The sequence below is a fragment of the Thalassovita aquimarina genome (assembly GCF_018219815.1).
GTDB classification, from domain to species: domain Bacteria; phylum Pseudomonadota; class Alphaproteobacteria; order Rhodobacterales; family Rhodobacteraceae; genus Thalassobius; species Thalassobius aquimarinus.
Window position 1 is genome coordinate 248,218 of record NZ_JADMKU010000005.1, and the last position, 22,311, is coordinate 270,528.

Annotated in this window: 22 protein-coding genes and 1 other RNA gene; 15 read left to right on the forward strand and 8 right to left on the reverse strand. The window is 63.6% G+C overall.

The genetic code is table 11. The annotated features are described in order from the left end of the window. Positions 1-11: 11 nt before the first annotated feature. The gene (locus IT775_RS08335) at positions 12-692 is read left to right on the forward strand and encodes a CbtA family protein (protein WP_212700629.1); all 681 of its coding nucleotides are present in this window, start codon (positions 12-14) and stop codon (positions 690-692) included. Here IT775_RS08335 and IT775_RS08340 read toward each other — a convergent pair. Then, on the reverse strand, positions 689-1,021 hold the full coding sequence (locus IT775_RS08340) for a DUF1636 family protein (RefSeq protein ID WP_212700630.1): 333 nt from the start codon (positions 1,019-1,021) through the stop codon (positions 689-691). The two genes, IT775_RS08335 and IT775_RS08340, sit on opposite strands and share 4 nt — an antisense overlap. Before the next feature lie 56 nt (positions 1,022-1,077). Between IT775_RS08340 and cobW the strand changes: the two genes are divergently transcribed. Beyond that, on the forward strand, positions 1,078-2,145 hold the full coding sequence (cobW, locus tag IT775_RS08345) for a cobalamin biosynthesis protein CobW (RefSeq protein WP_212700631.1): 1,068 nt from the start codon (positions 1,078-1,080) through the stop codon (positions 2,143-2,145). Next, positions 2,142-2,591, forward strand: coding sequence for a GNAT family N-acetyltransferase (locus tag IT775_RS08350; protein WP_212700632.1), 450 nt, complete (start codon positions 2,142-2,144; stop codon positions 2,589-2,591). Before cobW ends, IT775_RS08350 begins: the two co-directional genes overlap by 4 nt. 2 nt (positions 2,592-2,593) lie before the next feature. On the opposite strand, the gene IT775_RS08355 is transcribed toward IT775_RS08350, so the two are convergent. Next, positions 2,594-2,764, reverse strand: a complete 171-nt coding sequence (locus tag IT775_RS08355) for a hypothetical protein (RefSeq protein ID WP_212700633.1) — start codon at positions 2,762-2,764, stop codon at positions 2,594-2,596. Positions 2,765-2,835: 71 nt separating this feature from the next. Here IT775_RS08355 and cobN point away from each other — a divergent pair, with 71 nt between their 5' ends. The 5 genes from cobN (at position 2,836) to IT775_RS08380 (ending at position 9,035) form a co-directional block, all read left to right on the forward strand. Continuing rightward, the gene (cobN, locus tag IT775_RS08360) at positions 2,836-6,549 is read left to right on the forward strand and encodes a cobaltochelatase subunit CobN (protein ID WP_212700634.1); all 3,714 of its coding nucleotides are present in this window, start codon (positions 2,836-2,838) and stop codon (positions 6,547-6,549) included. A gap of 5 nt (positions 6,550-6,554) precedes the next feature. Further along, on the forward strand, positions 6,555-7,028 hold the full coding sequence (locus tag IT775_RS08365) for a GNAT family N-acetyltransferase (protein ID WP_246525405.1): 474 nt from the start codon (positions 6,555-6,557) through the stop codon (positions 7,026-7,028). Positions 7,029-7,134: 106 nt separating this feature from the next. Beyond that, positions 7,135-7,446, forward strand: coding sequence for a hypothetical protein (locus IT775_RS08370; protein ID WP_212700635.1), 312 nt, complete (start codon positions 7,135-7,137; stop codon positions 7,444-7,446). A gap of 111 nt (positions 7,447-7,557) precedes the next feature. Continuing rightward, complete coding sequence (cobO, locus tag IT775_RS08375) at positions 7,558-8,166, forward strand: cob(I)yrinic acid a,c-diamide adenosyltransferase (protein ID WP_212700636.1); 609 nt, start codon at positions 7,558-7,560, stop codon at positions 8,164-8,166. A 101-nt stretch (positions 8,167-8,267) separates the two neighbouring features. Next, complete coding sequence (locus tag IT775_RS08380; RefSeq protein WP_212700637.1) at positions 8,268-9,035, forward strand: FadR/GntR family transcriptional regulator; 768 nt, start codon at positions 8,268-8,270, stop codon at positions 9,033-9,035. Here the strand turns inward: IT775_RS08380 and IT775_RS08385 are convergent. Both IT775_RS08385 and nudC read right to left on the reverse strand, forming a co-directional pair. Next, positions 9,032-9,502: an SRPBCC family protein gene (locus IT775_RS08385; protein WP_212700638.1), complete on the reverse strand. Its 471-nt coding sequence runs from the start codon at positions 9,500-9,502 to the stop codon at positions 9,032-9,034. The two genes, IT775_RS08380 and IT775_RS08385, sit on opposite strands and share 4 nt — an antisense overlap. 50 nt (positions 9,503-9,552) lie before the next feature. Further along, positions 9,553-10,527, reverse strand: coding sequence for an NAD(+) diphosphatase (gene nudC / locus IT775_RS08390; RefSeq protein ID WP_212700639.1), 975 nt, complete (start codon positions 10,525-10,527; stop codon positions 9,553-9,555). Between the two features lie 213 nt (positions 10,528-10,740). On the opposite strand from nudC, the gene IT775_RS08395 reads away from it, so the two are divergent. The 4 genes from IT775_RS08395 to IT775_RS08410 all read left to right on the forward strand — a co-directional run bounded on the left by IT775_RS08395 (position 10,741) and on the right by IT775_RS08410 (position 14,981). After that, on the forward strand, positions 10,741-12,654 hold the full coding sequence (locus tag IT775_RS08395; RefSeq protein ID WP_212700640.1) for a bifunctional 2',3'-cyclic-nucleotide 2'-phosphodiesterase/3'-nucleotidase: 1,914 nt from the start codon (positions 10,741-10,743) through the stop codon (positions 12,652-12,654). A 51-nt stretch (positions 12,655-12,705) separates the two neighbouring features. After that, positions 12,706-12,804, forward strand: an RNA gene (gene ffs, locus IT775_RS08400) — signal recognition particle sRNA small type. Between the two features lie 115 nt (positions 12,805-12,919). Continuing rightward, on the forward strand, positions 12,920-13,987 hold the full coding sequence (gene rsgA / locus IT775_RS08405) for a ribosome small subunit-dependent GTPase A (protein ID WP_343231120.1): 1,068 nt from the start codon (positions 12,920-12,922) through the stop codon (positions 13,985-13,987). Between the two features lie 70 nt (positions 13,988-14,057). Further along, a complete protein-coding gene (locus tag IT775_RS08410; protein WP_212700642.1) occupies positions 14,058-14,981 on the forward strand; it encodes an MBL fold metallo-hydrolase in 924 nt (307 codons plus the stop codon). Here the strand turns inward: IT775_RS08410 and IT775_RS08415 are convergent. After that, positions 14,959-15,453 carry a phosphatase domain-containing putative toxin gene (locus IT775_RS08415; protein WP_212700643.1) on the reverse strand — a complete coding sequence of 165 codons (495 nt, stop codon included), beginning with the start codon at positions 15,451-15,453 and terminating at the stop codon, positions 14,959-14,961. The genes IT775_RS08410 and IT775_RS08415 overlap by 23 nt on opposite strands. Positions 15,454-15,805: 352 nt before the next feature. Between IT775_RS08415 and IT775_RS08420 the strand changes: the two genes are divergently transcribed. From IT775_RS08420 to recR, 3 genes are all read left to right on the forward strand, one after another. Continuing rightward, positions 15,806-17,569, forward strand: a complete 1,764-nt coding sequence (locus tag IT775_RS08420; protein WP_212700644.1) for a DNA polymerase III subunit gamma/tau — start codon at positions 15,806-15,808, stop codon at positions 17,567-17,569. A 69-nt stretch (positions 17,570-17,638) separates the two neighbouring features. Further along, positions 17,639-17,983, forward strand: a complete 345-nt coding sequence (locus IT775_RS08425) for a YbaB/EbfC family nucleoid-associated protein (protein ID WP_212700645.1) — start codon at positions 17,639-17,641, stop codon at positions 17,981-17,983. Positions 17,984-18,090: 107 nt separating this feature from the next. Further along, positions 18,091-18,690, forward strand: a complete 600-nt coding sequence (gene recR / locus IT775_RS08430) for a recombination mediator RecR (RefSeq protein ID WP_212700646.1) — start codon at positions 18,091-18,093, stop codon at positions 18,688-18,690. A gap of 4 nt (positions 18,691-18,694) precedes the next feature. Here recR and IT775_RS08435 read toward each other — a convergent pair whose 3' ends face one another. From IT775_RS08435 to IT775_RS08445, 3 genes are all read right to left on the reverse strand, one after another. Next, positions 18,695-19,438 (reverse strand): metallophosphoesterase family protein, encoded by a 744-nt coding sequence (locus tag IT775_RS08435; protein ID WP_212700647.1) that lies wholly within the window; start codon positions 19,436-19,438, stop codon positions 18,695-18,697. Positions 19,439-19,557: 119 nt separating this feature from the next. Beyond that, positions 19,558-20,730: a type III PLP-dependent enzyme gene (locus IT775_RS08440; protein WP_212700648.1), complete on the reverse strand. Its 1,173-nt coding sequence runs from the start codon at positions 20,728-20,730 to the stop codon at positions 19,558-19,560. A gap of 345 nt (positions 20,731-21,075) precedes the next feature. Then, positions 21,076-22,209 carry an NAD(P)/FAD-dependent oxidoreductase gene (locus IT775_RS08445; protein ID WP_212700649.1) on the reverse strand — a complete coding sequence of 378 codons (1,134 nt, stop codon included), beginning with the start codon at positions 22,207-22,209 and terminating at the stop codon, positions 21,076-21,078. Between the last annotated feature and the right edge of the window lie 102 nt (positions 22,210-22,311).

Below are 22,311 nucleotides of genomic sequence, written 5' to 3' on the forward strand. Positions count from 1 at the left end.
CCTTCAGTTCCATGACACGGCATCTTTTGACCAGCGCGTTGATCGCTGGAGTGGCCGCAGGGTTTCTTGCGGCCCTGCTTCAATTTACCTTCACGGTTCCCCTTCTGCTGGAAGGGGAATTGTACGAAACCGGAGCGCGCATCCATTTCAGCGCAAACGGAAGCCCGTCTTCTGACGCCGGACATCCCCCCGTCTGGGGTGAAATCGGCCGCCATTTCGGGACCTTGGGCATGAACCTGGTCAGCTATACCGGTTTCGCCTTTATCATGGTCGCGGGATTTGCTCTGGCGGAACGTTCAGGCCATCGCCTTTCCCCTCGTATCGGTCTCATCTGGGGATTGGCGGGCTTTGTCGCGATCAATCTTGCTCCATCCTTCGGACTGCCCCCGGAACTTCCGGGCAGCATCGCCGCCGAGCTCACCGCGCGTCAGGCATGGTGGATCAGCTGCGTCGGCGCCACGATAATTGCGCTGGCCCTGTTCGCCTTTGGGCGCGGGCCAGTCGCGATTACCATCGGCGTTGTTCTTATCGCTTTGCCGCATCTGATCGGTGCGCCCCGGCTTGACACCTATTTCGGCGTGGCGGCACCCGAACTTGCGGCGCATTTCGCGACACGTTCGCTGGGCGTGGCTGCAGCGTCCTGGGTGCTGTTGGGGCTGATCGCGGCCACGCTCTATACCAAGCGCGACTAGCCTGGGATGCGCCCCAACAGGCAAAACCTGAGCTGTCCAAGGGGGCGGGCATCATCGATGATCCCGCCCTCAGCCTTGGCGTATAGCTGCGCCAAGGCAATCAGTTCGTCGGCCTGCGTATCCGGATCAACCCCGGCGAACAGGTATGCCGCTTTGCCGGTCGCGCGAATCGAAACCGTGATGGGCTGGCTGCAGACATTCATGCAATCGCTCACCCGAACCTCGGTTTCTGGCCCGATCACGGCACGCAGACGTTCTGCCAGTTCAGCCCCCCGCGCCGGCTTGTCGGTAGCGCGGCACCCCGCGCAGATCGTCAGAACATCGGCCATTGCCTTCCTTCTTCACCCATTTGGGTTAAATTTCCCGTCAGATAACGGAGACTAAGATGTTTGCCAAGATACCCGCAACCGTGGTGACCGGTTTCCTCGGCGCCGGCAAGACCACCCTGATCCGCCACATGCTGGCCAATGCCGAAGGCAAGCGGATCGCCCTGATCATCAACGAATTCGGCGACCTTGGCGTCGATGGCGATATCCTGAAAGGCTGCGGCGACGAAACCTGCAGCGAAGACGATATCATGGAACTGTCCAATGGCTGCATCTGCTGCACGGTGGCCGAGGATTTCATCCCCACGCTGCAAAAGCTGCTGGACCGCGATCAGGCCCCCGATCACATCGTGATCGAAACCTCGGGGCTGGCCCTGCCGCAACCACTGGTCCGCGCTTTCAACTGGCCCGAAATCAGCACCCGCGTGACCGTCGATGGCGTGGTGACCGTGGTCGATGGCAAGGCCGTCGTCGAAGGCCAGTTCGCCCATGACATCGCCGCCGTGGATGCACAGCGCAAGCTGGACGAAAACCTCGATCACGAAACGCCGCTGTCGGAACTGTTCCACGACCAGGTCACCTGCGCCGACATGATCGTGGTGAACAAATCCGACCTGCTGAGCGAGGAAGAGGCCGAGGCGCTGACCAGACGGTTGCGCGACGAAAGCCGCGACGGGGTGCAGGTGGTGAAATCGACCATGGGCGCTTTGCCGGTGGACGTTCTGCTGGGTCAGGGCGTGGGGGCCGAAGACGACATGTCCGCCCGCCACGAAAACCACCATCACCACCATCATGATCACGACGATCATGACGACGATCACGACCATCACCACGACCACGATCACGACGATTTCGAAAGCTTCGTGGTCACCCGCGACGAAATCGCCGATCCCAAAGGTTTCGCCGATCAGGTCGCCGGGATCATCCGCGATCACGACATCCTGCGACTGAAAGGCTTCGCCGCCGTTCAGGGCAAGCCGATGCGCCTGACGCTGCAGGCGGTGGGGCCGCGGGTCGACAGCTATTTCGACCAGCCGTTCGGCACCAGCCCGCGCGAAACCCGGCTGGTTGTGATCGGCCAATCCGGCCTTGACCGCGCCGCCATCGAAAAGGCACTGCAGGCATGATCATCGTGGAACAGGGCGACCCGCATGCTCCGCAGGCGACCGCGCTGCTGCAGCAGTCCCATGCGCTGATGCGGTCGCTGTTTCCGCCCGAGGACAATTTCTTCCTTTCGATCGACGGTCTGTGCGCCCCGAACATCGCCTTCTTCACCGCGCGGAAGGGCGACACGGTGCTGGGCACCGGGGCGCTTGCCGCGCAGGACGGCTATGGCGAGGTCAAATCGATGTTCGTCGCGGAAGAGGCGCGCGGCAAAGGCGTGGCCGATGCCTTGATGCGCCAGATCGAAGACGAGGCGCGCGCCCGCAACCTGCCCTGGCTGAAGCTGGAAACCGGCAACGTTCTGCATGCGGCGCACCGGCTTTACGAACGGCATGGCTTCACCCGCTGCGGCCCGTTCGGCGGCTACCCCGAAGCCGCCAGCAGCATCTTCATGGAAAAGAAGCTGTGAGCTCAGCCCTTGTCGCTGGCCTTGTCGGCCTTGTCGGCCGCCGCCTTCTTCATCCGCTCCAGCAGGGTGGCCTTGTCGTTGCGGTCGACCCCGCCGGTCCGCTTGACGTCTTCATGGCGCGGCTTGTTCTTACCGTACGTGGGTTTCACCCCGCCCATTCTGCTATAATCCATGGCTCATTCCCTTCCGCTGGCTGCGTGGCTCTTGCCGTAACGCGCCCCAAGATACAAGCAAAGGTCTTCCGATGCATCTTCTCGCCGCGACCCCCGGCTCGATAGACGACGGGAAGGAACCCGTCGATCTGGGCCAGACGCCCGCCGATCTGGTGTTCATTTCAGCTGCCGACACGGAACTGGCGGCGCTGTCGCAGGCCCGCTCGGATATGGCAAACGCTCCTTCGCTGCGGCTGGCCAACCTGACCCATCTGCAACACCCGATGTCAGTCGACCTGCATCTGGACAATTGCGCCACGAAATCGCGGCTGGTGGTAGCGCGCATCCTGGGCGGCGCGGGATATTGGAAATACGGCTTCGAACAATATGCCGCCCGGTTGGCCGAGGTGGGCATGCCCTTCGTCGCCCTGCCCGGTGACGACAAACCCGATGCCGACCTGCGCGGCCTGTCCACCGTCGCGGCAGAAGATTACGACGCGCTGTGGTCCTATCTGGTCGAGGGCGGGCCGGAAAACAGCCTGAACTTCTTGTCTTATTGCCAATGGATGCTGGCAGGGCGCCCCGCAGGCGACGCCCCCGAGGCCGCCAAGCCGCTGCTGCGAGCCGGGGTCTACTGGCCCGGCGCTGGAGTCGCCGACCTGACTGCGGCACGGGCCGCGTGGACCGACGGCGCGCCCGTGGTGCCGGCGATTTTTTACCGCGCGCTGGTGCAGGGGGCGGGGCTGAACCCGATCAACCGGCTGGTGAAATCGCTGCTGCGGCAGGGCCTGAACCCGCTGCCGATCTTCGTCGCCTCGCTGAAAGATCCGGTGTCGGTCGCCACGCTGGAAAGCCTGTTCACCGCCGCGCCGCCCTCGGTCATCCTGAACGCCACCGCCTTCGCCGTGGGCAGCCCCCATGACGGCGATCAGGGGCCTGCCAACCCGCTGGTGATGTCCGCCGCCAACGCCGCCCCCGTATTCCAGATCGTGCTGGCCGGATCGACCGAAGAAACCTGGGCCAGCGGCCTGACCGGCCTGTCCGCCCGCGATATCGCGATGAACGTGGCGCTGCCCGAAGTGGACGGCCGCGTTCTGGCCCGTGCGATCAGCTTCAAGGACGAAGCCTATTTCGACGAGGCCACCGAATGCCCGATCGCGACCTACCGCGCGCAGGGCGACCGGATCGATTTCACCGCAAGGCTCGCCGCCAACTGGGCGAAGCTGCGCCAGACGCCCGCGTCGGGCCGCAAGGTCGCGCTGGTGCTGGCGAACTATCCCAACAAGGACGGCCGGCTGGCTAATGGGGTTGGCCTCGACACGCCCGCCGCCACGGTGCATGTGCTGAATCTGCTGGCTGAAAGCGGTTACCGGGTCGAACGCGCGCCCGCCGACAGCGACGCGCTTATGCAGGCGATCATGGCAGGCCCCACCAACTGGCTGACCAACCGGGCCGAACGGCGCGGCGGGGTTGAGATGAGCTTGGCCGATTACCAGATCGATTATGGCCAGTTGCCTTGGGAATTGCGCGAGGCGATCGAAACCCGCTGGGGCGCGCCCGAGGCCGATCCGTTCTTCACCCCCGGCGAGTTCGATTGCGGCCGCTTCAGCCTGTCGGTGCTGCAATTCGGCAATGTCGTCGTCGGTATCCAGCCGGCGCGCGGCTACAACATCGACCCGACCGATACCTACCATTCGCCCGACCTGGTCCCGCCCCATCACTACCTGGCCTTCTATTTCTGGCTGCGGCACCAGTTCAGGGCCGATGCCATCGTCCACATGGGCAAGCACGGCAATCTGGAATGGCTGCCCGGCAAGGCGCTGGCCCTGTCGCAGACCTGCTGGCCCGAGGCCGTGTTCGGCCCCACGCCCCACGTCTATCCCTTCATCGTCAACGATCCCGGCGAGGGCACCCAGGCCAAGCGCCGGGCGCAGGCGGTGATCGTCGATCACCTGACGCCACCGCTGACCCGCGCCGAGACCTACGGCGACCTGAAGGACCTCGAGGCGCTTGTGGACGAATATTACGAAGCCGCCGGGGTCGACCCGCGCCGGATCGATCACCTGCGCCGAGAAATCCTGTCGCTCAGCGCCGCCACGGGTCTGGATCAGGATGTCGGGATGAAGGGCGAAGACGAGGAAACCGATCTCGCCAAGCTCGACGCCTACCTGTGCGAATTGAAAGAGGCGCAGATCAGGGATGGCCTGCATATCTTCGGCCAGTCCCCGGCCGGTGTTCAGGAACGCGACCTGGCGATCGCTTTAGCCCGCGTGCCGCGCGGGGACGGAGCGGGTGAAAACGCCTCGCTGATCCGGGCGCTGGCGCAGGATCTGGCGCTCGGTTTCGATCCGCTCGATTGCGACATGGCCGCGCCATGGGCCGGCCCCAAACCGCAGATCCTGCAAGATCTGAGCGGCGATCCCTGGCGCAGCGCCGGCGACACGGTGGAACGGCTGGAGTTGCTGGCGATCCAAGCGGTTGAGGGCGAAACGGCCCGGACCGGTCCGGCAAGCACCACCGTTCTGAATCATATCGCCACCGCCATCCGCCCGACCGTCGCGGCCTGCGGCCCGAATGAAGGGAACGGTTTCCTGACCGCCCTCGACGGTCGTTTCGTTGCCCCCGGCCCCTCCGGCGCGCCGACCCGCGGGCGGCTCGACACCCTGCCGACGGGGCGCAATTTCTACAGCGTCGACAGCCGCGCCGTGCCGACGCCCACCGCCTGGGCCCTGGGGTGGAAATCGGCGAACCTGCTCATCGAAAAACACCTGCAAACCCACGGCGACTGGCCGCGCGCGATGCTGCTGACCGCCTGGGGCACCGCCAACATGCGCACCGGGGGCGACGATATCGCCCAGGCCTTGGCGCTGATGGGGGTGAAACCGAAATGGGACAGCGCCAACCGTCGCGTCACCGGGTTCGATATCCTGCCCGCCGGTGTGCTGGGGCGCCCCCGCGTCGACGTGACCCTGCGCATTTCGGGCTTCTTCCGCGACGCCTTTCCGCAACTGATCGCGCTGGTGGACAGCGCCGCGCGCGCGGTGATGGCGCTGAATGAGTCCGCGGATCAGAATCCCGCCGCCGCTCGTGCCCGCGCGGGCGAGGGGCAGGCCCGTGTCTTCGGGTCGAAACCCGGCGCTTACGGGGCGGGTCTGCAGGCGCTGATCGACGAACGTATCTGGAACGACAAGGCCGACCTGGCCGAAGCCTACCTGGAATGGGGCGGCTATGCCTATGGCGCGGGAACCGAGGGCGCGCGCGACCGCGATGGTTTCGAACAGCGGCTCAAACAGGCCGAGGCCATCGTGCAGAATCAGGACAACCGCGAACACGACCTGCTGGACAGCGACGATTACTACCAGTTCGAAGGTGGTGCCGCGGCGGCGGTCAGCACCCTTCAGGGGCAGGATCGCCCTATCTATCACAACGACCATTCCCGCCCCGAACGGCCCGTCATCCGTACGCTGGACGAAGAAATCGGCCGGGTCTTGCGGTCGCGCGTGGTGAACCCGAAATGGATCGAGGGGGTGAAACGGCACGGCTACAAGGGCGCTTTCGAGATCGCCGCGACGGTCGATTACCTGTTCGCCTTCGCCGCCACCACCGGGGCGGTGAAGAACCACCATTTCGACCTGGTCCATGCGGCTTTCCTGGAAGACGATGGCACCAGGGATTTCATCGCGGACCACAACGCACCGGCGCTGCGCGAGATTGCCGAACGGCTGCAGGAAGCGATCGACCGGGGGCTGTGGGTGCCAAAATCCAATTCCGCCCGCGCGGGAATCGAAAGCCTGCTGGGGGGCTGAAACCGTTGAAACGTGTCCGCCCGCCCTACGATTTCAGCGCCATCCACGCGCTGCTGGTGAATAGCTTCGCCTATATGGAGGGACGGATCGATCCGCCCAGTTCGCTTGACCGAATGACGGCCGCGACGCTGGAACAGGAAGCCCGAGACAAGGAGCTTTGGGTGATCGAGGACGCGGGCCGCCCCGTCGCCTGCATGATCCTGATCCCGAAACCGGACACGCTTTACCTGGGCAAGCTGGCGGTGGACGCGGACCGCCGTGGGCAGGGATTGGCGCGCAGGCTGATCGAACAGGCCGAAACCCGGGCGCGGCGGCTGGCCCTGCCAAGCATCACCCTGCAAACCCGGGTGGAGCTGACCGAAAACCATGTCACCTTCGGGAAACTTGGGTTCATGCAGACCGGCGCCACCGCGCATGCCGGATATGACCGCCCGACCAGCCTGACCTTTACCAAGACGGTCGCCCCGAACGCAGGGTAAAAGCCCCCTCCGGTTTGTGACGCGGCACGGCCTGCATGTCGGTTTTGAAACCCCTGTCACAGCGGGCGAAACCATGCTGTTCCTGGCGCGCCTGCTGACCGCCTAGGTGGTGTTCCTTCTGCTGGGCTTGCTGGTGCTGCGCCGTCAGGGGTATTTCACCGACTTCGTTTTCGGGTCGAAAACCTCGTCCGGGTCCTATGCTCTGGTCTGCCCCGGTGTCGCGCTGTCGGTCATGCTGCAGTTCTTCGCCAACAAGGGGCTGGTGGCCTCCGGCATCGTCGACAAGTACTCGGTCGCCTACTGGGCCGTGACCGCCATCGCCCTGATCGCACAGGGCCTGATGATCGCCCTTGAGCTGCGCCTGAACCGGCAGCATTTCGGCAAGACAGACGCAACCGCGGTTGTACCTGCCGAATAATCCTCCCCAGTTCGGCAGACAAAGAAAGGGCGGCCCGTCGCAGGCCGCCCTTTCCTATTCCGCCAAGGACAATTATCTGTTGTCGGACCCACAGGACAGGACAAACCGGAAATGAGCACCGACAGCGACCGCCACGCGATGAAAATGGCCAAGAAAAAAGTCGCCCGCGACAAGATCATGGCCACCAAGACCGATGAGAAGGGTCTGATCATTGTCCATACCGGCAAGGGCAAGGGCAAAAGTTCGGCCGCCTTCGGGATGATCTTCCGCTGTATCGCCCACGACATGAAATGCGCCGTGGTGCAGTTCATCAAGGGCGGCATGAGCACCGGCGAACGTGACCTGATTCTGTCCAGGTTCGGCGATATCTGCGAATTCTACACGATGGGCGAAGGTTTCACCTGGGAAACCCAGGACCGCGACCGCGACGTGGAAATGGCGCAGGCGGCCTGGGAGAAGGCCAAGGACCTGATCCGCGATCCGTCGAACAAGATGGTATTGCTCGACGAAATCAACATCGCGCTGCGCTATGACTATATCGACATAAACGAGGTGGTGCGTTTCCTGAGCGAGGAAAAGCCGCCGATGACCCATGTGGTTCTGACCGGGCGCAACGCCAAGGAAGAACTTATCGAAATCGCCGACCTGGTCACCGAGATGGAATTGGTCAAGCATCCTTTCCGGTCCGGGATCAAGGCGCAGATCGGCGTCGAATTCTGATCGCCACACAGGTGCGCAACGGGCAAGCGACAGGTCACGGCCACGCTTGCCTCATGCAGAATGCGGTCATATGATTTGACCAATCAACCAATTGGAACACCATGCCGTTTAAAAAAGTCCAACCTGAAAAACTGTCCGATGCGGTGACCAAGCAGATTGAGCTTCTGATCCTTCAGGGCATATTGCGGCCCGGCGAACGGTTGCCTTCGGAACGCGAATTGTCCGAACGGCTTGGCGTGTCGCGGCCTTCGCTGCGCGAAGCGATTTCCGATCTGCAGGACCGTGGGCTGCTGACCTCGCGCGCGGGATCCGGCATCTATGTCGCCGAAGTGCTGGGATCCGCGTTTTCGGAGGCCCTGGTGAAGCTGTTCGCCAGCCACGACGAAGCGGTTTTCGATTACATTTCGTTCCGCCGCGACATGGAAGGGCTGGCCGCCGAACGGGCCGCAAGGCTGGGTTCGGATACCGACCTGCGGGTGATCCAGGCCGTTTTCGACAAGATGGAAGCCGCCCACAAGAAGCGCAACCCCGAGGACGAGGCGCATCTCGATGCCGATTTCCACCTGTCGATCATCGAAGCCAGCCACAACGTCATCATGCTGCACATGATGCGATCGATGTATCAGCTGCTGCGCGAAGGGGTGTTCTACAACCGGCAGATGATGTTCAAGCAGCGCACCACGCGCGACACCTTGCTGGATCAGCACCGCGCCATCAACAGCGCGCTGCAGGCCCGCGATCCGGAAGGCGCCCGCGCCGCTGTCGAAGCGCATCTGGATTACGTCCGCTCCAAGCTGTTCGATCAGCAGAGAAGCGAACGCAATGAACAGATCGCGCTACAAAGGTTCGAACACGAACGGGCGCGCTAGGCCGCCGTTCCGCTGAAACGCTCTTCCAGCTCGGCCGCGAATTCGGCAAGCCGCACGTTGAAACGCGACTGCATCTTGTTCCGGCCAAGTTTCAAGGATTGCAGAAGCAAGCGCGCGGGCAGGGTCGTCGCCGAAAGCTCGATCTTGACCGTCATCCGCGTACGCTTCCGCGACAGGGCGACCAAATCCACCTTCAACATCCCGTCCATGCCCTTTTCACCGCCGGTAAAGGTCATGCTGTTGGGCGCGTCGTATTCGGTCAGCGTCAGGCGGATATTGCGCAGCTTGCCGCGCAGCACGACACTGATAATCCAGGCCATGCCCCGCCCGACATCCTGACGGCCATCAACGCGCTGAACTTCCGCCCCGCGCCGCAAAGCGGCGCGTTCGAAGAATCCGAAATCCGTCAGCATCTTGAAAACCTGCTTGATCGGAGCGTCGATATCTTCCTTGCTCACCAATTCCATGTCTTGCCTGTCCACCTATCTTCGGTTTTCACGTTAGCCGGCATTTTGTCTCAATCCACTCGATCTGCAAGCCAGTTTCGCAACAGAAAGTGCGCGATTGCCCCCTGCCTGGCCGGTTTCAACTCGGGATGCCCGCCGGAGAAGGACAACATGATCTCTTCTCGTGTGAACCAGCGGGCATCATCGATTTCCTTGGGGTCGATGGTCACGGCCTCGGACAACGCCACTCCCTTGCAGCCGATCATCAGTGAGGCCGGGAACGGCCATGGCTGGCTGGCCAGGTAATCCACCGCCCCGACGCGGATGCCGGCCTCTTCCCAGGTTTCGCGCCGCACCGCCGCTTCGATCGTTTCGCCCGGTTCGACAAAGCCGGCCAACAGCGAATACATGCCCTCGGGCCAGCCGTGCGACCGCCCCATCAGCACCGAATTGCCGCGGGTGATCAGCATGATCACCACCGGATCGGTGCGCGGGAAATGATGGCCGCCGCAAGCCGGGCAATCGCGTTGCCAGCCGGCCATCGCCATCCCGCTTTCCTGACCGCATTGCGAACAGAACCGGTGGCTGCGATGCCAGCCGAACAGCGCCCGCGCCGTCGCCGCCAATTCGGCATCCCGCGGCGAAAGCTGTGCCATGACGGCGCGCAGTTCCGCGAAGGTATCGGAGGCGTTGAGGCTGGGATGATGCTGTTCGCTACGATCGAGGAAGCTATTCAGCGCAGTGTCGTCGAACACTTCCGGGGTCCAAGCCGAAATATCATGGGCAAAGACCGGGCCGCTATCTTCGCGCCCCAGAAAAATCGGCCCGACGCGGGTTTCTTGCAGGACCGGATGATCCATCGGCACCCGGGTCAGCGCCGGGCGCCGCGCGGCATCGCGCGAGATCAGCGGCTTGCCGCGCCACAGCACGATCGACACGGCTTCCGGCGCCGCCATGGCCGCGGCCAGCACGGCCGCGTCGCCGCGGATTTCCGCGGCGCGATCCAGGGCCGATCCCCCGAAAGTCACCGTTTCGGCGTTCTTCATTCCAGCCTTCCTTTTGCCACGCCCCTCCCCGAGGCGGTTGAGGCGCCCATATCTGACGCAACTTTCTTATCTTGCCAACGACCCTTTTGGAAACAGCAACATCAAGGGAAAACACCATTAACCCTAGATTGACTCAACTAGTCTCCAAATTTAGCTTAAAGCGAAATTCGTTCATGCCTCCGACAGCGTCTTTTCTTAGTACCGAGGGTCAAGGTGCATCGATATCGCCCATCCGGCAGCCTGCTGCTTCAGGCTGACGAAACGCAGCTCAGGATACTGCAGACCACCGATGTGCACATGCATCTGCTGGCTTATGACTACTTTTCGGAAAGCCCGACCCACAAATCCGGCCTGTCGCGCACCGCGACCTTGATCAAAACGGCACGGGCCGAGACCGCGAATTCACTGTTGTTCGACACCGGGGATTTCCTGCAGGGCAACCTGCTGGGGGACCAGATTGCCTACCAGGACGCAGGAGAAACCCGGCTGCACCCAGCCATCGCCGCGATGAATGCGCTGCAATATGACGGCGCCACGCTCGGCAATCACGAATTCAGCTATGGCATGGATTTTCTGCTCGACACCATCATCAGCGCCCGTTTTCCGCTGGTACTGGCGAATGCCGCCCGGGAATTGGGAAACCGGCCCAGCGCCGACCGGACGATCCTGCATCCCTACCGGATCGTGGAAAAGAGACTGCGCGGCGCGGCCGGGGCGGAAAGGACGATCCGACTTGGGTTGATCGGCTTCCTGCCGCCGCAAACAGCAGTCTGGGACCGACATCTTGTCGAAGGCAAGGTCCATTTCCGCGACATCGTGGAAACCGCCCAGGATTACATCCCGAAGATGCAGGCGGAAGGCGCCGATCTGATCATCGCGCTGGCGCATTCGGGCATCGCGCTTGGCGACGAACGACAACTGAAGGAAAATGCGGTCGTCCCGCTGTCGCGCATCGACGGGATAGACGTGATCCTGTGCGGCCATCAGCACCGGCTATTCCCCGACAGCAGCTTCTACGGCACTCCGGGTATCGACGTGAACAAGGGCACGATCAACGGCAAACCGGTGATGATGCCCGGTTTCTGGGGCAGCCACCTGGGCGTTCTGGACCTTGTTCTCGCCCAGGATGACGGCGGCAGGTGGTTCACCAGCCGGCACAAGACCGAATTGCGCCCGGTTGCCGGGAAGGCGCATCGAAACGGCGCCCAAGCCCCGATCAGCGAAGCCCCGGAAATCCTGCATGCGGTGCGTCACCATCACAGGGCGACGCTCGACTACATGCAAACCCCGGTGGGCAGGACGCAAAGCCCGCTGCATTCCTTTTTCGCACTGGTGGCGGATGATGCCACGGTACAGTTGGTCGCCCGGGCACAGGCCGATTACGTGTCGCGGGCGCTCGACGGGACCGCCCATGCCGGACTTCCGGTCCTGGCTGCGACAGCGTCGTTCAAGGCCGGCGGCCGCGCCGGGCCGAATCACTACACCGACATTCCGGCCGGGCCGCTGACGCTGCGCAGCCTGTCCGACCTTTACCTTTTTCCCAACGTGGCCTGCGCGGTGCGGCTGACCGGGCGCGAGGTCATGGAATGGCTGGAACGCTCGGTTTCGCTGTTTCACCGCATCACGCCCGGGCTGCACGGGCAGGCGCTGCACGATCCGCAATTCCCCTGTTACGATTTCGACCACATGGTCGGGCTGGATTACGAAATCGATCCGTCACAACCGGCGCGATACTCGTCTGAAGGGACATTGCTTTGCACCGAAAGCCATCGCATCACTTCCGCCACCTGGCGCGGCGCCCCCATTGAACCAGATCAGGAATTCATCGTCGCCACCAACGGTTTCCGCGCCAGTGGCGGTGGCGGTTTCGTGCAGGTGCCGACCGAGGAAATGGTCCTGACGCCCGACGTGCCGGTGCGCGATATCCTGGCCGACTACATCCGCCGCAGGGACAGCATTGATATCACGCCCAAACCCGTCTGGCGGTTCCGCGAGCTGGAAAACACCAGTGCACGTTTCAAGACCTCGCCGCGTGCAGTGGACCGCCTGCCGGATGTGCCGCGCCGCAAGGTCAGTTTCGAGCATACCGGCGACGATGGTTTCGCCCTGGTCCGGCTGGACTTCTGACAAGCACGACGCGCGCTTGCATTCCCGCCGCCACAAACCTATATACGCCGTTGAGAGGTTGGCGCGGGCAGGCGCCTCGCCAACCCGGTCAGATCCGGAAGGAAGCAGCCGTAACGAGCCCCGCTTGGGTCGTTGTCCAACCTCTCACCTATCCCCCACAGGCCGCGGATAAAAACCGCACGAAGCGATATCGGCCCTTGTCCGGTGTTCGAAAACTTGCATGCTTGCGCGCCAAGACCTTCTGTCCTCGCAAACCGGAGAGCGCGTGACACACATCTCGCTGAACGACCTGGGTTGGTCCCCCTTCTTCGCCGACCAGCTGGAGACGATGGGCGTAACGCCGGACCGCGTCATGCGGATCGCCGCCGTACAGCGCAGCAAGGCCACCGGCCTTGGCCCGCGCGGTGCGGTGCGGCTGACCTATCCGCCGACGCTCAGCGCAGGGGATGTGGCGGTGGGCGATTGGGTCACTGTCAATCCCGATACCGATGTCATCGAAACCATTCTCGACCGCACCTCCAAGCTCGCCCGCCGGGCCGCGGGGATCGAGGCCAGGACACAGCTTCTGGCGGCCAATATCGATACGCTGTTCATCACCACATCGTGCAACGAGGATTTCAATCCGGCGCGGATCGAACGCTACGTGGTGCTGGCGCTGGATGCGGGCGTGTCGCCGGTTCTGGTGCTGACCAAGGCCGACACCGCCGAAGACCCGCAGTCCTACCTGCAACAGGCGCGGGACATTTCCGACAAGTTCGACGCGGTCCTGCTGATCAACGCCAAGGACAAGGAACAATCCGACCGGCTGCGTCGCTGGTGCGGCCCGGGCAAGACCGTGGCGTTCGTCGGCTCCTCCGGGGTGGGAAAATCAACCCTGATCAACGCGCTGACAGGCTCGGAACAGGCCACCGCGGACATCCGCGCAGACGACGCCAAGGGCCGCCATACGACCACGGCGAGATCGCTTCATTTCGCAAGCGGCGGCGGCATGGTGATCGATATGCCGGGGATGCGCGAACTGGGGCTGCATGACGTCGCGGGCGGCATCGACGAACTTTTCGACGACATCACGGAACTGGCCACGCAATGCAAGTTCCGCGACTGCGCCCATGTCAGCGAACCGGGCTGCGCGGTTCTGGCCGCGATGGAAGCGGGCGATCTTTCCGAGGACCGGGTGGACCGCTGGCGCAAGCTGCGCGCCGAGGATCAGCTGAATTCGGAAACCATCGGCCAGACCCGCCGCCGCGCGCGTGAAATCACCCGCCAGCACAAAGCGCAATTGGCCGCCCATCAGCGGTTCAAGGGCAAATCCCGCGACAAGAGCGGCAAATAGTATCATTGCCGGTCGTGCGGCACGGGGCCTATTCTGCCGCGATTGTCGCTGGATGAGGAGGACCGCGCCGATGTCCCGTTTCTTTGCCCTTTTTGCCTGCCTGTTCGCATTTGTCGCCAACGCCGCACAGGCCGAACAGGTGATGCAGGTCACCCCCATCGCACCGGGCACCTATGCGCTGGTCGGCCCCACCGTGCAGCGCAATCCAGAAAACCTCGGCAACAATTCCACCCACGGGCTGATCGTCACCGACGACGGCGCGGTGCTGATCGATGCGGGCGGCAGTTACAAGGGCGCGCAGATGCTGCACGAACTAATCAAGGGGCTGACCGAACAGCCGGTGCGATATGTCATCAATACCGGCGGGCAGGACCACCGCTGGATCGGCAACAGCTACTGGAAGGAACAGGGCGCCAGCATCGTCGCCTCCGCCGATGCGGTCGCGGATCAGCAGAACCGCGCCTCGATGCAGCAGACCATCCTGACGGCCCTGATCGGGGCGGATATGCTGCAAGGCACCACCCCGGCCTATGCCGACATCACGTTCGAGGACAGCTACGAACTGACCCTCGGCGGCGTGACGCTGCAACTCTCCCACCCGGTGGCGGCCCACACACCGGGCGACACATTCGTCTGGCACCCGGCGACTGAGACCGTGTTCACCGGCGATATCGTCTATGTCGGCCGGATTTTGGGTGTCATGGAATTTTCCACCGGTGCCACCTGGCTCGACGCCTTCGATGCGATGGCAGCGCTGCAACCCGCCCACGTGGTGCCTGGTCACGGGCCGGTGACCGACCTTGCCACCGCCACCCGTGACACCCGCGACTACCTCGCCAACCTGCGCGAAATGATCGGCGCGCATATCGAAAACGGCGGCGATATCATCACTGCGGTCGATGTCGATCAGTCGGCCTTTGCCTACCTGGACAATTTCGAAACTCTGGCCAAGCGCAATGCGCAGGAAATGTTCAGCCAGATGGAATGGGAGTGACCGCCCAGTCCAGCTGCGCCTGAGTTTCAACCGCGCAGGGCCGCGCCGCGCGTAACCGGCGCAGCGCCGCCCGCGGCACTTCGCCGGCCTCGATCATCAAGCGCAACGCCACCATGCCGGACCGGCCGCACCCGCCCATGCAGTGGATCACCACGCGACCGCCCCCGTTCAGCGCCGCCAGCGCGGCACGGCTGATATCGGGCCAATGCTGTTCAAAATCGCCGTCCGGGACACCGAAATCGGGCACCGGCAGATGCGCCCACCGACAGCCGGATTCGATCATGTCGGTGCCTAAACGGTCCGCGCCTTCCGCCACCAGCTCGGCCAGCGTGGCCAGCGTAATTACAAGCGATGGCGTCCATTCGCGCAGGAGTTCCAGATCCTCCGCATAGCCGCCGCCGCGCCCCGGCATCGGACAGATCGCCAATATCCCGTTCCCCACCGTAAGCGCGTTCAGAACCAGATTGGACATATTCCCGCCTTTCCCTCTGCCCGACAGCGGCCTTTCGCCCCGCCGAAGCCGCAACGCTAGCTCGCGCCGCGCCCTTCAATCACCCTCATGATTGAAATCCCGTGTAATATATCTCATTAACCTATGCCGCCGCAGCTTAACCGCAGGTTTCACAGCTGCACATGAAAATCGCACCGATCCCATCAAACCCGTATCGCGCCCGGGACAAAGATCGCACATTGCTACTTTTGACAGCCAAACCCCGGCACGAATGCGCATGGCCCGCGCGCAGAGGGCCTACCCGCACCTATCCGGTGGACGGGCCGCGCCTCAGGTCTTACCTTGGCCGGGTATCCGAATCCGAAGGCAGATCATGAGCGACACACCGACCCAAGGCTACCAGGTTCTGGCACGCAAATACCGCCCTGAAACCTTTGCCGACCTGGTCGGGCAGGATGCGATGGTGCGCACGCTCCGCAACGCGTTCGAAGCCAACCGCATCGCCCAGGCCTTCATCATGACCGGCATCCGCGGCACCGGCAAAACCACCACCGCGCGGATCATCGCCAAGGGAATGAACTGCATCGGGCCGGACGGCAATGGCGGGCCGACGATCGAACCCTGCGGCGAATGCGAACATTGCCGCGCGATCATGGAAGGCCGCCATGTCGACGTGATGGAAATGGACGCCGCATCGCGCACCGGCGTCGGCGACATCCGCGAAATCATCGAAAGCGTGCATTACCGCGCGGCGTCGGCGCGCTACAAGATCTACATCATCGACGAGGTTCATATGCTGTCGACCAGCGCGTTCAACGCGCTGCTGAAGACGCTGGAAGAACCCCCCGCCCATGTGAAATTCATCTTCGCCACCACCGAAATCCGCAAGGTCCCGGTGACGGTTCTGTCGCGCTGCCAGCGCTTCGACCTGCGCCGGATCGAGCCCGAGGTGATGATCGCCATGCTGCGCCGGATCGCCGACGCGGAACAGGCGCAGATCAGCGACGACGCGCTGGCGCTGATCACGCGGGCCGCCGAAGGATCGGCGCGCGACGCCACTTCGCTGCTGGACCAGGCGATCAGCCACGGCGCCGGGGAAACCAGTGCCGATCAGGTCCGTGCCATGCTGGGGCTGGCCGACCGCGGCCGGGTGCTGGACCTTTACGCCCTGATCATGAAGGGCGACGCGGGCGGCGCGCTGGCCGAAATCAGTGCGCAATATGCCGACGGCGCCGACCCGATGGCGGTGCTGCGCGACCTGGCGGAAATCACCCATTGGATATCGGTGGTGAAAATCACCCCCGAAGCGGTCGACGATCCCACCGTCAGCCCCGATGAACGCGCCCGCGGACAGGCCATGGCCGAGGCGCTGCCGATGCGGGTAATGACCCGGATGTGGCAGATGCTGCTGAAGGCGCTGGACGAAGTTGCCAGCGCCCCCAACGCGATGATGGCCGCCGAAATGGCGATCATCCGGCTGACCCATGTGGCCGACCTGCCGAGCCCGGAAGAACTGGTGCGCAAGCTGCAGGACACGCCGCCGCCCCCACCAGGCCCCGGCGGCGGCATCGCCATGCAGGGCGCGCCAGCGGCGGGTGGTGGCGGAGCCTCGGCTTACGCGTCGGCCCCGACGGGCGGCGGCGGCGCATCGCAACAGGGCGGCCCTCAGGCGGCGCTGGCGCAGGATGCCGAACAGGCGCTGGCGCGCTATCCCACCTTCGAACACGTGGTCGAACTGATCCGCACTCATCGCGATATGCAACTGCTTGTGCAGGTGGAAACCGGGCTGCGGCTTGCCGCCTATCAACCCGGCCGGATCGAATTCGTCCCAACGCCAGACGCCCCGCGCGACCTGGCGCAACGGCTGGGCAGCGCCTTGCAGCGCTGGACCGGCAACCGCTGGGCCGTCACCGTGGTCAACGAAGGCGGCGGCGAAACCATCGACGAGAAGCGCAACGCCAAGGAAAACGCCCTGCGCGCCGAGGCCGAAGCCCACCCGATGGTACAGGCGGTGCTGACGGCCTTCCCCCAGGCGAAGATCACCAAGATCCGCACCCAGGAAGAACTGGCCGCCAAGGCGCAGGCCGACGCGCTGCAGGAAGTCGAGGACGAATGGGATCCGTTCGAGGAAGACTAGCCCGATCCCTTGCCGCAGTGCGGCACGAAACATATCTAGAACGCAACAGCGACAGACAGGAGAATCCCCATGCTGAAAGGTCTCGGCGGTCTTGGCGACATGGCCAAGATGATGAAGAAAGCCCAGGAAATGCAGGGCAAGATGGCCGAAATGCAAGAACAGCTGGAAACCATGACCGTGACCGGCGAATCCGGCGCGGGCCTGGTCAAGGCGACCGCCACCGCCAAGGGCGTGCTGACCGGGCTGGACATCGACCCGTCGATCTTCAACCCCGACGAAAAGGAAGTGGTCGAGGACCTGATCCTCGCCGCGATCAAGGACGCCCAGCAGAAAGCCAGCGACAAGGCGCAGGAAGAAATGTCTAAGCTGACCGAAGGCATGGGCCTGCCGGCGGACATGAAACTGCCGTTCTGATCGGCTTGTTCCGTTTCAAGATGACGCCCGCCGGAGGCCGCGCACAGATGCGGCCTCCGGCACTTCACCCCCTACCCAAAGCCGCTCAACCACACTAGATTGCGGGTATGAGCGAACACTCCTCCCAAGATATCGACGCGCTGATCGAAATGATGGCCAAGCTGCCCGGGCTTGGGCCCCGTTCGGCGCGACGCGCGGTGCTGCACATGATCCGCAAGCGGGCGCTGTTGCTGACACCGCTGGCCGACCTGATGCAATCGGTCGCCGTCTCGGCGCGCGAATGCCTCAATTGCGGCAATATCGGCACCTCGGATATCTGCGACATCTGCGCCAGCGAAAAGCGCGCCATCGGCATCCTGTGCGTGGTGGAGGACGTCGCCGACCTCTGGGCGATGGAACGCGCCGGCGTGTTCAAGGGGCGTTACCACGTGCTGGGCGGCACCCTGTCGGCGCTCGATTCCGTCGGCCCGGACCAATTGCGCATTCCGAAACTGATCGACCGGGTCGCCTCGGAAGGGATCAGCGAAGTGATCCTGGCGCTCAACGCCACCGTCGACGGTCAGACCACCGCGCATTACATCGCCGACCAGCTCGAAGGCCGGGTGCAGCTGACCTCGCTGGCGCAGGGCGTTCCGATTGGGGGAGAATTGGACTACCTCGACGAGGGTACGATCACCGCGGCACTGAACGCGCGCAAACAGATCTGATCCGTCAGGCCAGCCCCCGTTCGACAGCGCTGGTCCGGTCTTCGCGACCGTGCCCGCGCGCCAGCGACGCCATGCGCGTGCTGTCATAAGGCACCAGCCGCAGATCGACCCGCCAGCCGTCCCCGCCGTGTTCCAGCACCGCATAGGAAGCGTGCGCGCCCCCCGCTTTCACCTTGTCCGGCAGCGGAATGCCGTCTTTGTAGTCCGGGCAGCCGACGCTGCCTGGATTGACCAGCAGGCGCCCGCAGCTCATCTGCGTCACCCGCGGCAGGTGCGAGTGACCGCACAGAAACAGTTTGTGCGGCAGATTATCGGCAATATCTTCGATCTGATCCTGTTCCTTCAGGGTCACGCGGCCATCCTGATCCATCGTTTCCGCCCAAAAGTCGTTGTCGTCATAAGGCGTACCGTGACAGGCCAGCAGATCCTCGCCAAGCGACAGGAACGGCGACATCCCTTCGAGCCAATGCATCGCCGAATCGGGAAGCTGATCAAAGGCGATCCGGTCCGACACGCCCATATTTCCCGGCGCTTCCGAGATCAGGTACCTGTCGTGATTTCCGCGAATGGCGCGCATCGGGCGGTCGGACAGAATGCGCGCCGTGCCTTCGGCATCAAGCGGGCCGCTGAAATAATCACCAAGACCGATTATTTCGGACACGCCCAGCATGTCGATATCGGCCAGAACGGCGCTTAGTGCGTCGGCATTTCCATGAATATCCGCAATGGCGGCAAAGCGTTCGATCATACAACTAAAGCAATGTCAGACGAAAATAATTGCCCTCATTGAGAGCAGACCGAACGACAAAGTGCAATAGAAGACAGCCCTTGCCCTGACGAATTTTCATCGCGGGCAAGGGCCCCGGATCAGATCACCACCACGTCGAGCGGCGGAAAGCCATTGAACCCGACCGAGGAATAGCTCGACGTATAGGCGCCGCAGCTGCGGATCATCACCCGATCGCCGGCACGCAGCCCAACGGGCAGTTGCACCGGGCGGTTTTCATACAGAACGTCGGCGCTGTCGCAGGACGGCCCGGCCAGAATGCAGGGCGCATGGTCTTCGTGATCGCGGTCGGTCACGAACTGGTAACGGATCGCTTCGTCCATGGTTTCGGCCAAACCCGAAAACTTGCCGATATCCAGATAGACCCAGCGGTGCAGGTCATCGTCGGATTTCTTCGACACCAGCAGAACCTCGGCCGCGATCATACCCGCCTCGGCCACCATGCCCCGGCCCGGTTCGGCCATCACGCGCTCGGCGCCTTCGAACCGCGCTTCGACCATGTCCATCACCTTCGCCGTGTAAACCGACACCGGCTCGATCGCGTCGCCGTAAAAGGCCGGGAAACCGCCGCCGATATTGATCAGCGTCAGTGGGAAACCGTTCGCCCGCGCCTGTACCCAGACGGCGGCAACCTGATCCAGCGTGTCGCGCCACATCCCCGCCTCGCGGGTCTGGCTGCCGACGTGGAAGGACAGGCCGACCGGGGTCAGCCCCAGTTCCATCGCCCGAGCCATCAGCGCCTCGGCCATTTCCGGCGCGCAGCCGAATTTGCGGCTCAGCGGCCAATCGGCGCCGGTCGCACCCACCAGCAGGCGGATATAGACCTGCGCGCCGGGCGCGTTTTCGGCGATCTTTTCCAGCTCTTCTTCGGCATCGGCGGCGAACAGGGTGATGCCGGCCTGATGCGCGAAAGCGATATCCGAGGCGCGTTTCACGGTATTGCCGAAGGAAATGGTTTCGGGATGCGCACCAAGGCTCAGGCACAGTTCGATTTCACCACGCGAAGCAGCGTCGAAATGCGATCCCTCGCTCAGCAGAACCTCCAGAACCTCACGCGCCGGGTTTGCCTTGACCGCGTAATGGATATCGGCCCGGCCCAGGCCGGACTTCAGCGCGCGATATTGCTGCGCCACGGCTTCGCGGTCCAGAACCAGCGTCGGCCGGTCGAACGCGGCCGAACGGATGAAGGTTTCGATACGGGTGTCGGAACGTACGGCATCGCCGCACGCGAAAGGTGCTACGTAGGCGTTCATGGTCATCTCCAATAGACCCGGCCATATATGACCGCTCACTTCCAAGGGAGACGTTACCGTCGCTACGTAAACACAGGCCCGGGTTAGGACCGCGGCCAGGCCAGAGGCGCGTGCGTTGGCGTCTTGGAACGGGCATTTAGGGCCTTGCCCGGCACCGATCAAGATAATTTTTCGGGCGGCGGAAAAATATTTTCGACCCGGTTTCCATCGCCTTTTTATGATCAAAATGGGCCGGAATACGCAGGTAGGGCACCGCTGCCCCGGCCCCGCCAAGATACCGTATTCAAAGAAAAATAAGGGCGAAGAACCGCGCCATCCCTGTGCCGGGACCGGGTTTCGATCAAATCAACCCCGAACCGCCCAGTCCGGCAAATCACGCCTCAAAGCAACATCCGCCCCCAGTCGGCCCAGTTCATCGGAGCATTTGGCGCCCTTGCCACAGCCCGCCGTCGCCACCGAGATTCTCGCGCTTTGCCGCCGGATCAGCGCCCGGCCGTCCCGGCTGTAGCTCGTCACGCAGGGCGCGATCCGGGTCGACAAGCTGCGCAGCCCTGGCATCCGCGCCCTTATGCTGTCTTCCAGAAACGCCCCGACCTGCGCATCGCCCCCGGCCCGGAACCAGGCCCGGATATCGGCATCTCCGTCCAACAGCCTGTCCTGCGGATCACCGCCGATTTTCAGGTAGACCTTGCCGTCGGGATAGCGGATCGGCGGCAGCAGATAGGGATCTTCGCCATCAGGCCCCAGCCAGATCAGTGGCGGCATCCCGGTCAGCCGCGCCTGTTCCTCCGCATCCACTTCCAGCAGCAGCACGGTGCGGGCATAGACCCGCAGGTCCAGCGGCTCGGGCAACACCATGTTGCTGAAGCCCCCGGCGGCGACCAGAACCTGATCCGACGCGACCTCGCCCTGCGATGTCCGCAGGACAACGCCCGAGGGCGTCTCGTCCAGCCCGGTCACCACCGCCTCGACGATCCGCGCCCCGGCTTTTTCAGCGGCGATCCCCTGCGCCCGCGCCAGCGCGCGCGGATTGATATGCCCCGCCCCGCGCTGCTCGAACAGCGCCAGTGTGCCATCGGGGAAGGCGAAATAGGGGAACCGCCCCGCCAGGTCCTGCCCGCGATAGGGCTCACAGGCGATCCCGTCCCGCGCGGCGCCTGTCGCCACGTCCGAAATCGGGCCGGAGCCTTCGGGCCCGGCCATGATCAGCCCGGTTTCATGAAACAGCCGCCCGCCGCTTTCCGCTTCGATCTCGGCGTAGCGGGCGATGCTTTCGCGGCTGGCACGGCTCCAGAACGGCGACGGGTCGAGCGAACGGGTGATGCGGCCTTCGTCGTAGTGGCTGGCGAATACGCCCTGGTGGCTTTGCCAGTCCACCGGTTCGGACGGGCCGATCAGGATCACGTCCTGCCCCTGTTTCGCCAAGTGGCGCGCCGCCGCGTTTCCGATCAATCCCCGCCCGACAACTGCGATGGTCATGCCCGTCCCTTTCCCGTTTCACCGCGCCCGAGACTGCGCAAGCGGAGGGGAAATGGGAACCCCCGCCGTTTCTTGCGCGCCAAAATACTCGAATGGCGAAGC

What these genes read in the sequence shown, in the direction of transcription:
- IT775_RS08335 (WP_212700629.1), top strand. Translation starts at nt 12, where the DNA reads ATGACACGGCATCTTTTGACCAGCGCGTTGATCGCTGGAGTGGCCGCA.
- IT775_RS08340 (WP_212700630.1), bottom strand. Translation starts at nt 1,021, where the DNA reads ATGGCCGATGTTCTGACGATCTGCGCGGGGTGCCGCGCTACCGACAAG.
- cobW (WP_212700631.1), top strand. Translation starts at nt 1,078, where the DNA reads ATGTTTGCCAAGATACCCGCAACCGTGGTGACCGGTTTCCTCGGCGCC.
- IT775_RS08350 (WP_212700632.1), top strand. Translation starts at nt 2,142, where the DNA reads ATGATCATCGTGGAACAGGGCGACCCGCATGCTCCGCAGGCGACCGCG.
- IT775_RS08355 (WP_212700633.1), bottom strand. Translation starts at nt 2,764, where the DNA reads ATGGATTATAGCAGAATGGGCGGGGTGAAACCCACGTACGGTAAGAAC.
- cobN (WP_212700634.1), top strand. Translation starts at nt 2,836, where the DNA reads ATGCATCTTCTCGCCGCGACCCCCGGCTCGATAGACGACGGGAAGGAA.
- cobO (WP_212700636.1), top strand. Translation starts at nt 7,558, where the DNA reads ATGAGCACCGACAGCGACCGCCACGCGATGAAAATGGCCAAGAAAAAA.
- IT775_RS08380 (WP_212700637.1), top strand. Translation starts at nt 8,268, where the DNA reads ATGCCGTTTAAAAAAGTCCAACCTGAAAAACTGTCCGATGCGGTGACC.
- IT775_RS08385 (WP_212700638.1), bottom strand. Translation starts at nt 9,502, where the DNA reads ATGGAATTGGTGAGCAAGGAAGATATCGACGCTCCGATCAAGCAGGTT.
- nudC (WP_212700639.1), bottom strand. Translation starts at nt 10,527, where the DNA reads ATGAAGAACGCCGAAACGGTGACTTTCGGGGGATCGGCCCTGGATCGC.
- IT775_RS08410 (WP_212700642.1), top strand. Translation starts at nt 14,058, where the DNA reads ATGTCCCGTTTCTTTGCCCTTTTTGCCTGCCTGTTCGCATTTGTCGCC.
- IT775_RS08415 (WP_212700643.1), bottom strand. Translation starts at nt 15,453, where the DNA reads ATGTCCAATCTGGTTCTGAACGCGCTTACGGTGGGGAACGGGATATTG.
- IT775_RS08420 (WP_212700644.1), top strand. Translation starts at nt 15,806, where the DNA reads ATGAGCGACACACCGACCCAAGGCTACCAGGTTCTGGCACGCAAATAC.
- IT775_RS08425 (WP_212700645.1), top strand. Translation starts at nt 17,639, where the DNA reads ATGCTGAAAGGTCTCGGCGGTCTTGGCGACATGGCCAAGATGATGAAG.
- recR (WP_212700646.1), top strand. Translation starts at nt 18,091, where the DNA reads ATGAGCGAACACTCCTCCCAAGATATCGACGCGCTGATCGAAATGATG.
- IT775_RS08435 (WP_212700647.1), bottom strand. Translation starts at nt 19,438, where the DNA reads ATGATCGAACGCTTTGCCGCCATTGCGGATATTCATGGAAATGCCGAC.
- IT775_RS08440 (WP_212700648.1), bottom strand. Translation starts at nt 20,730, where the DNA reads ATGAACGCCTACGTAGCACCTTTCGCGTGCGGCGATGCCGTACGTTCC.
- IT775_RS08445 (WP_212700649.1), bottom strand. Translation starts at nt 22,209, where the DNA reads ATGACCATCGCAGTTGTCGGGCGGGGATTGATCGGAAACGCGGCGGCG.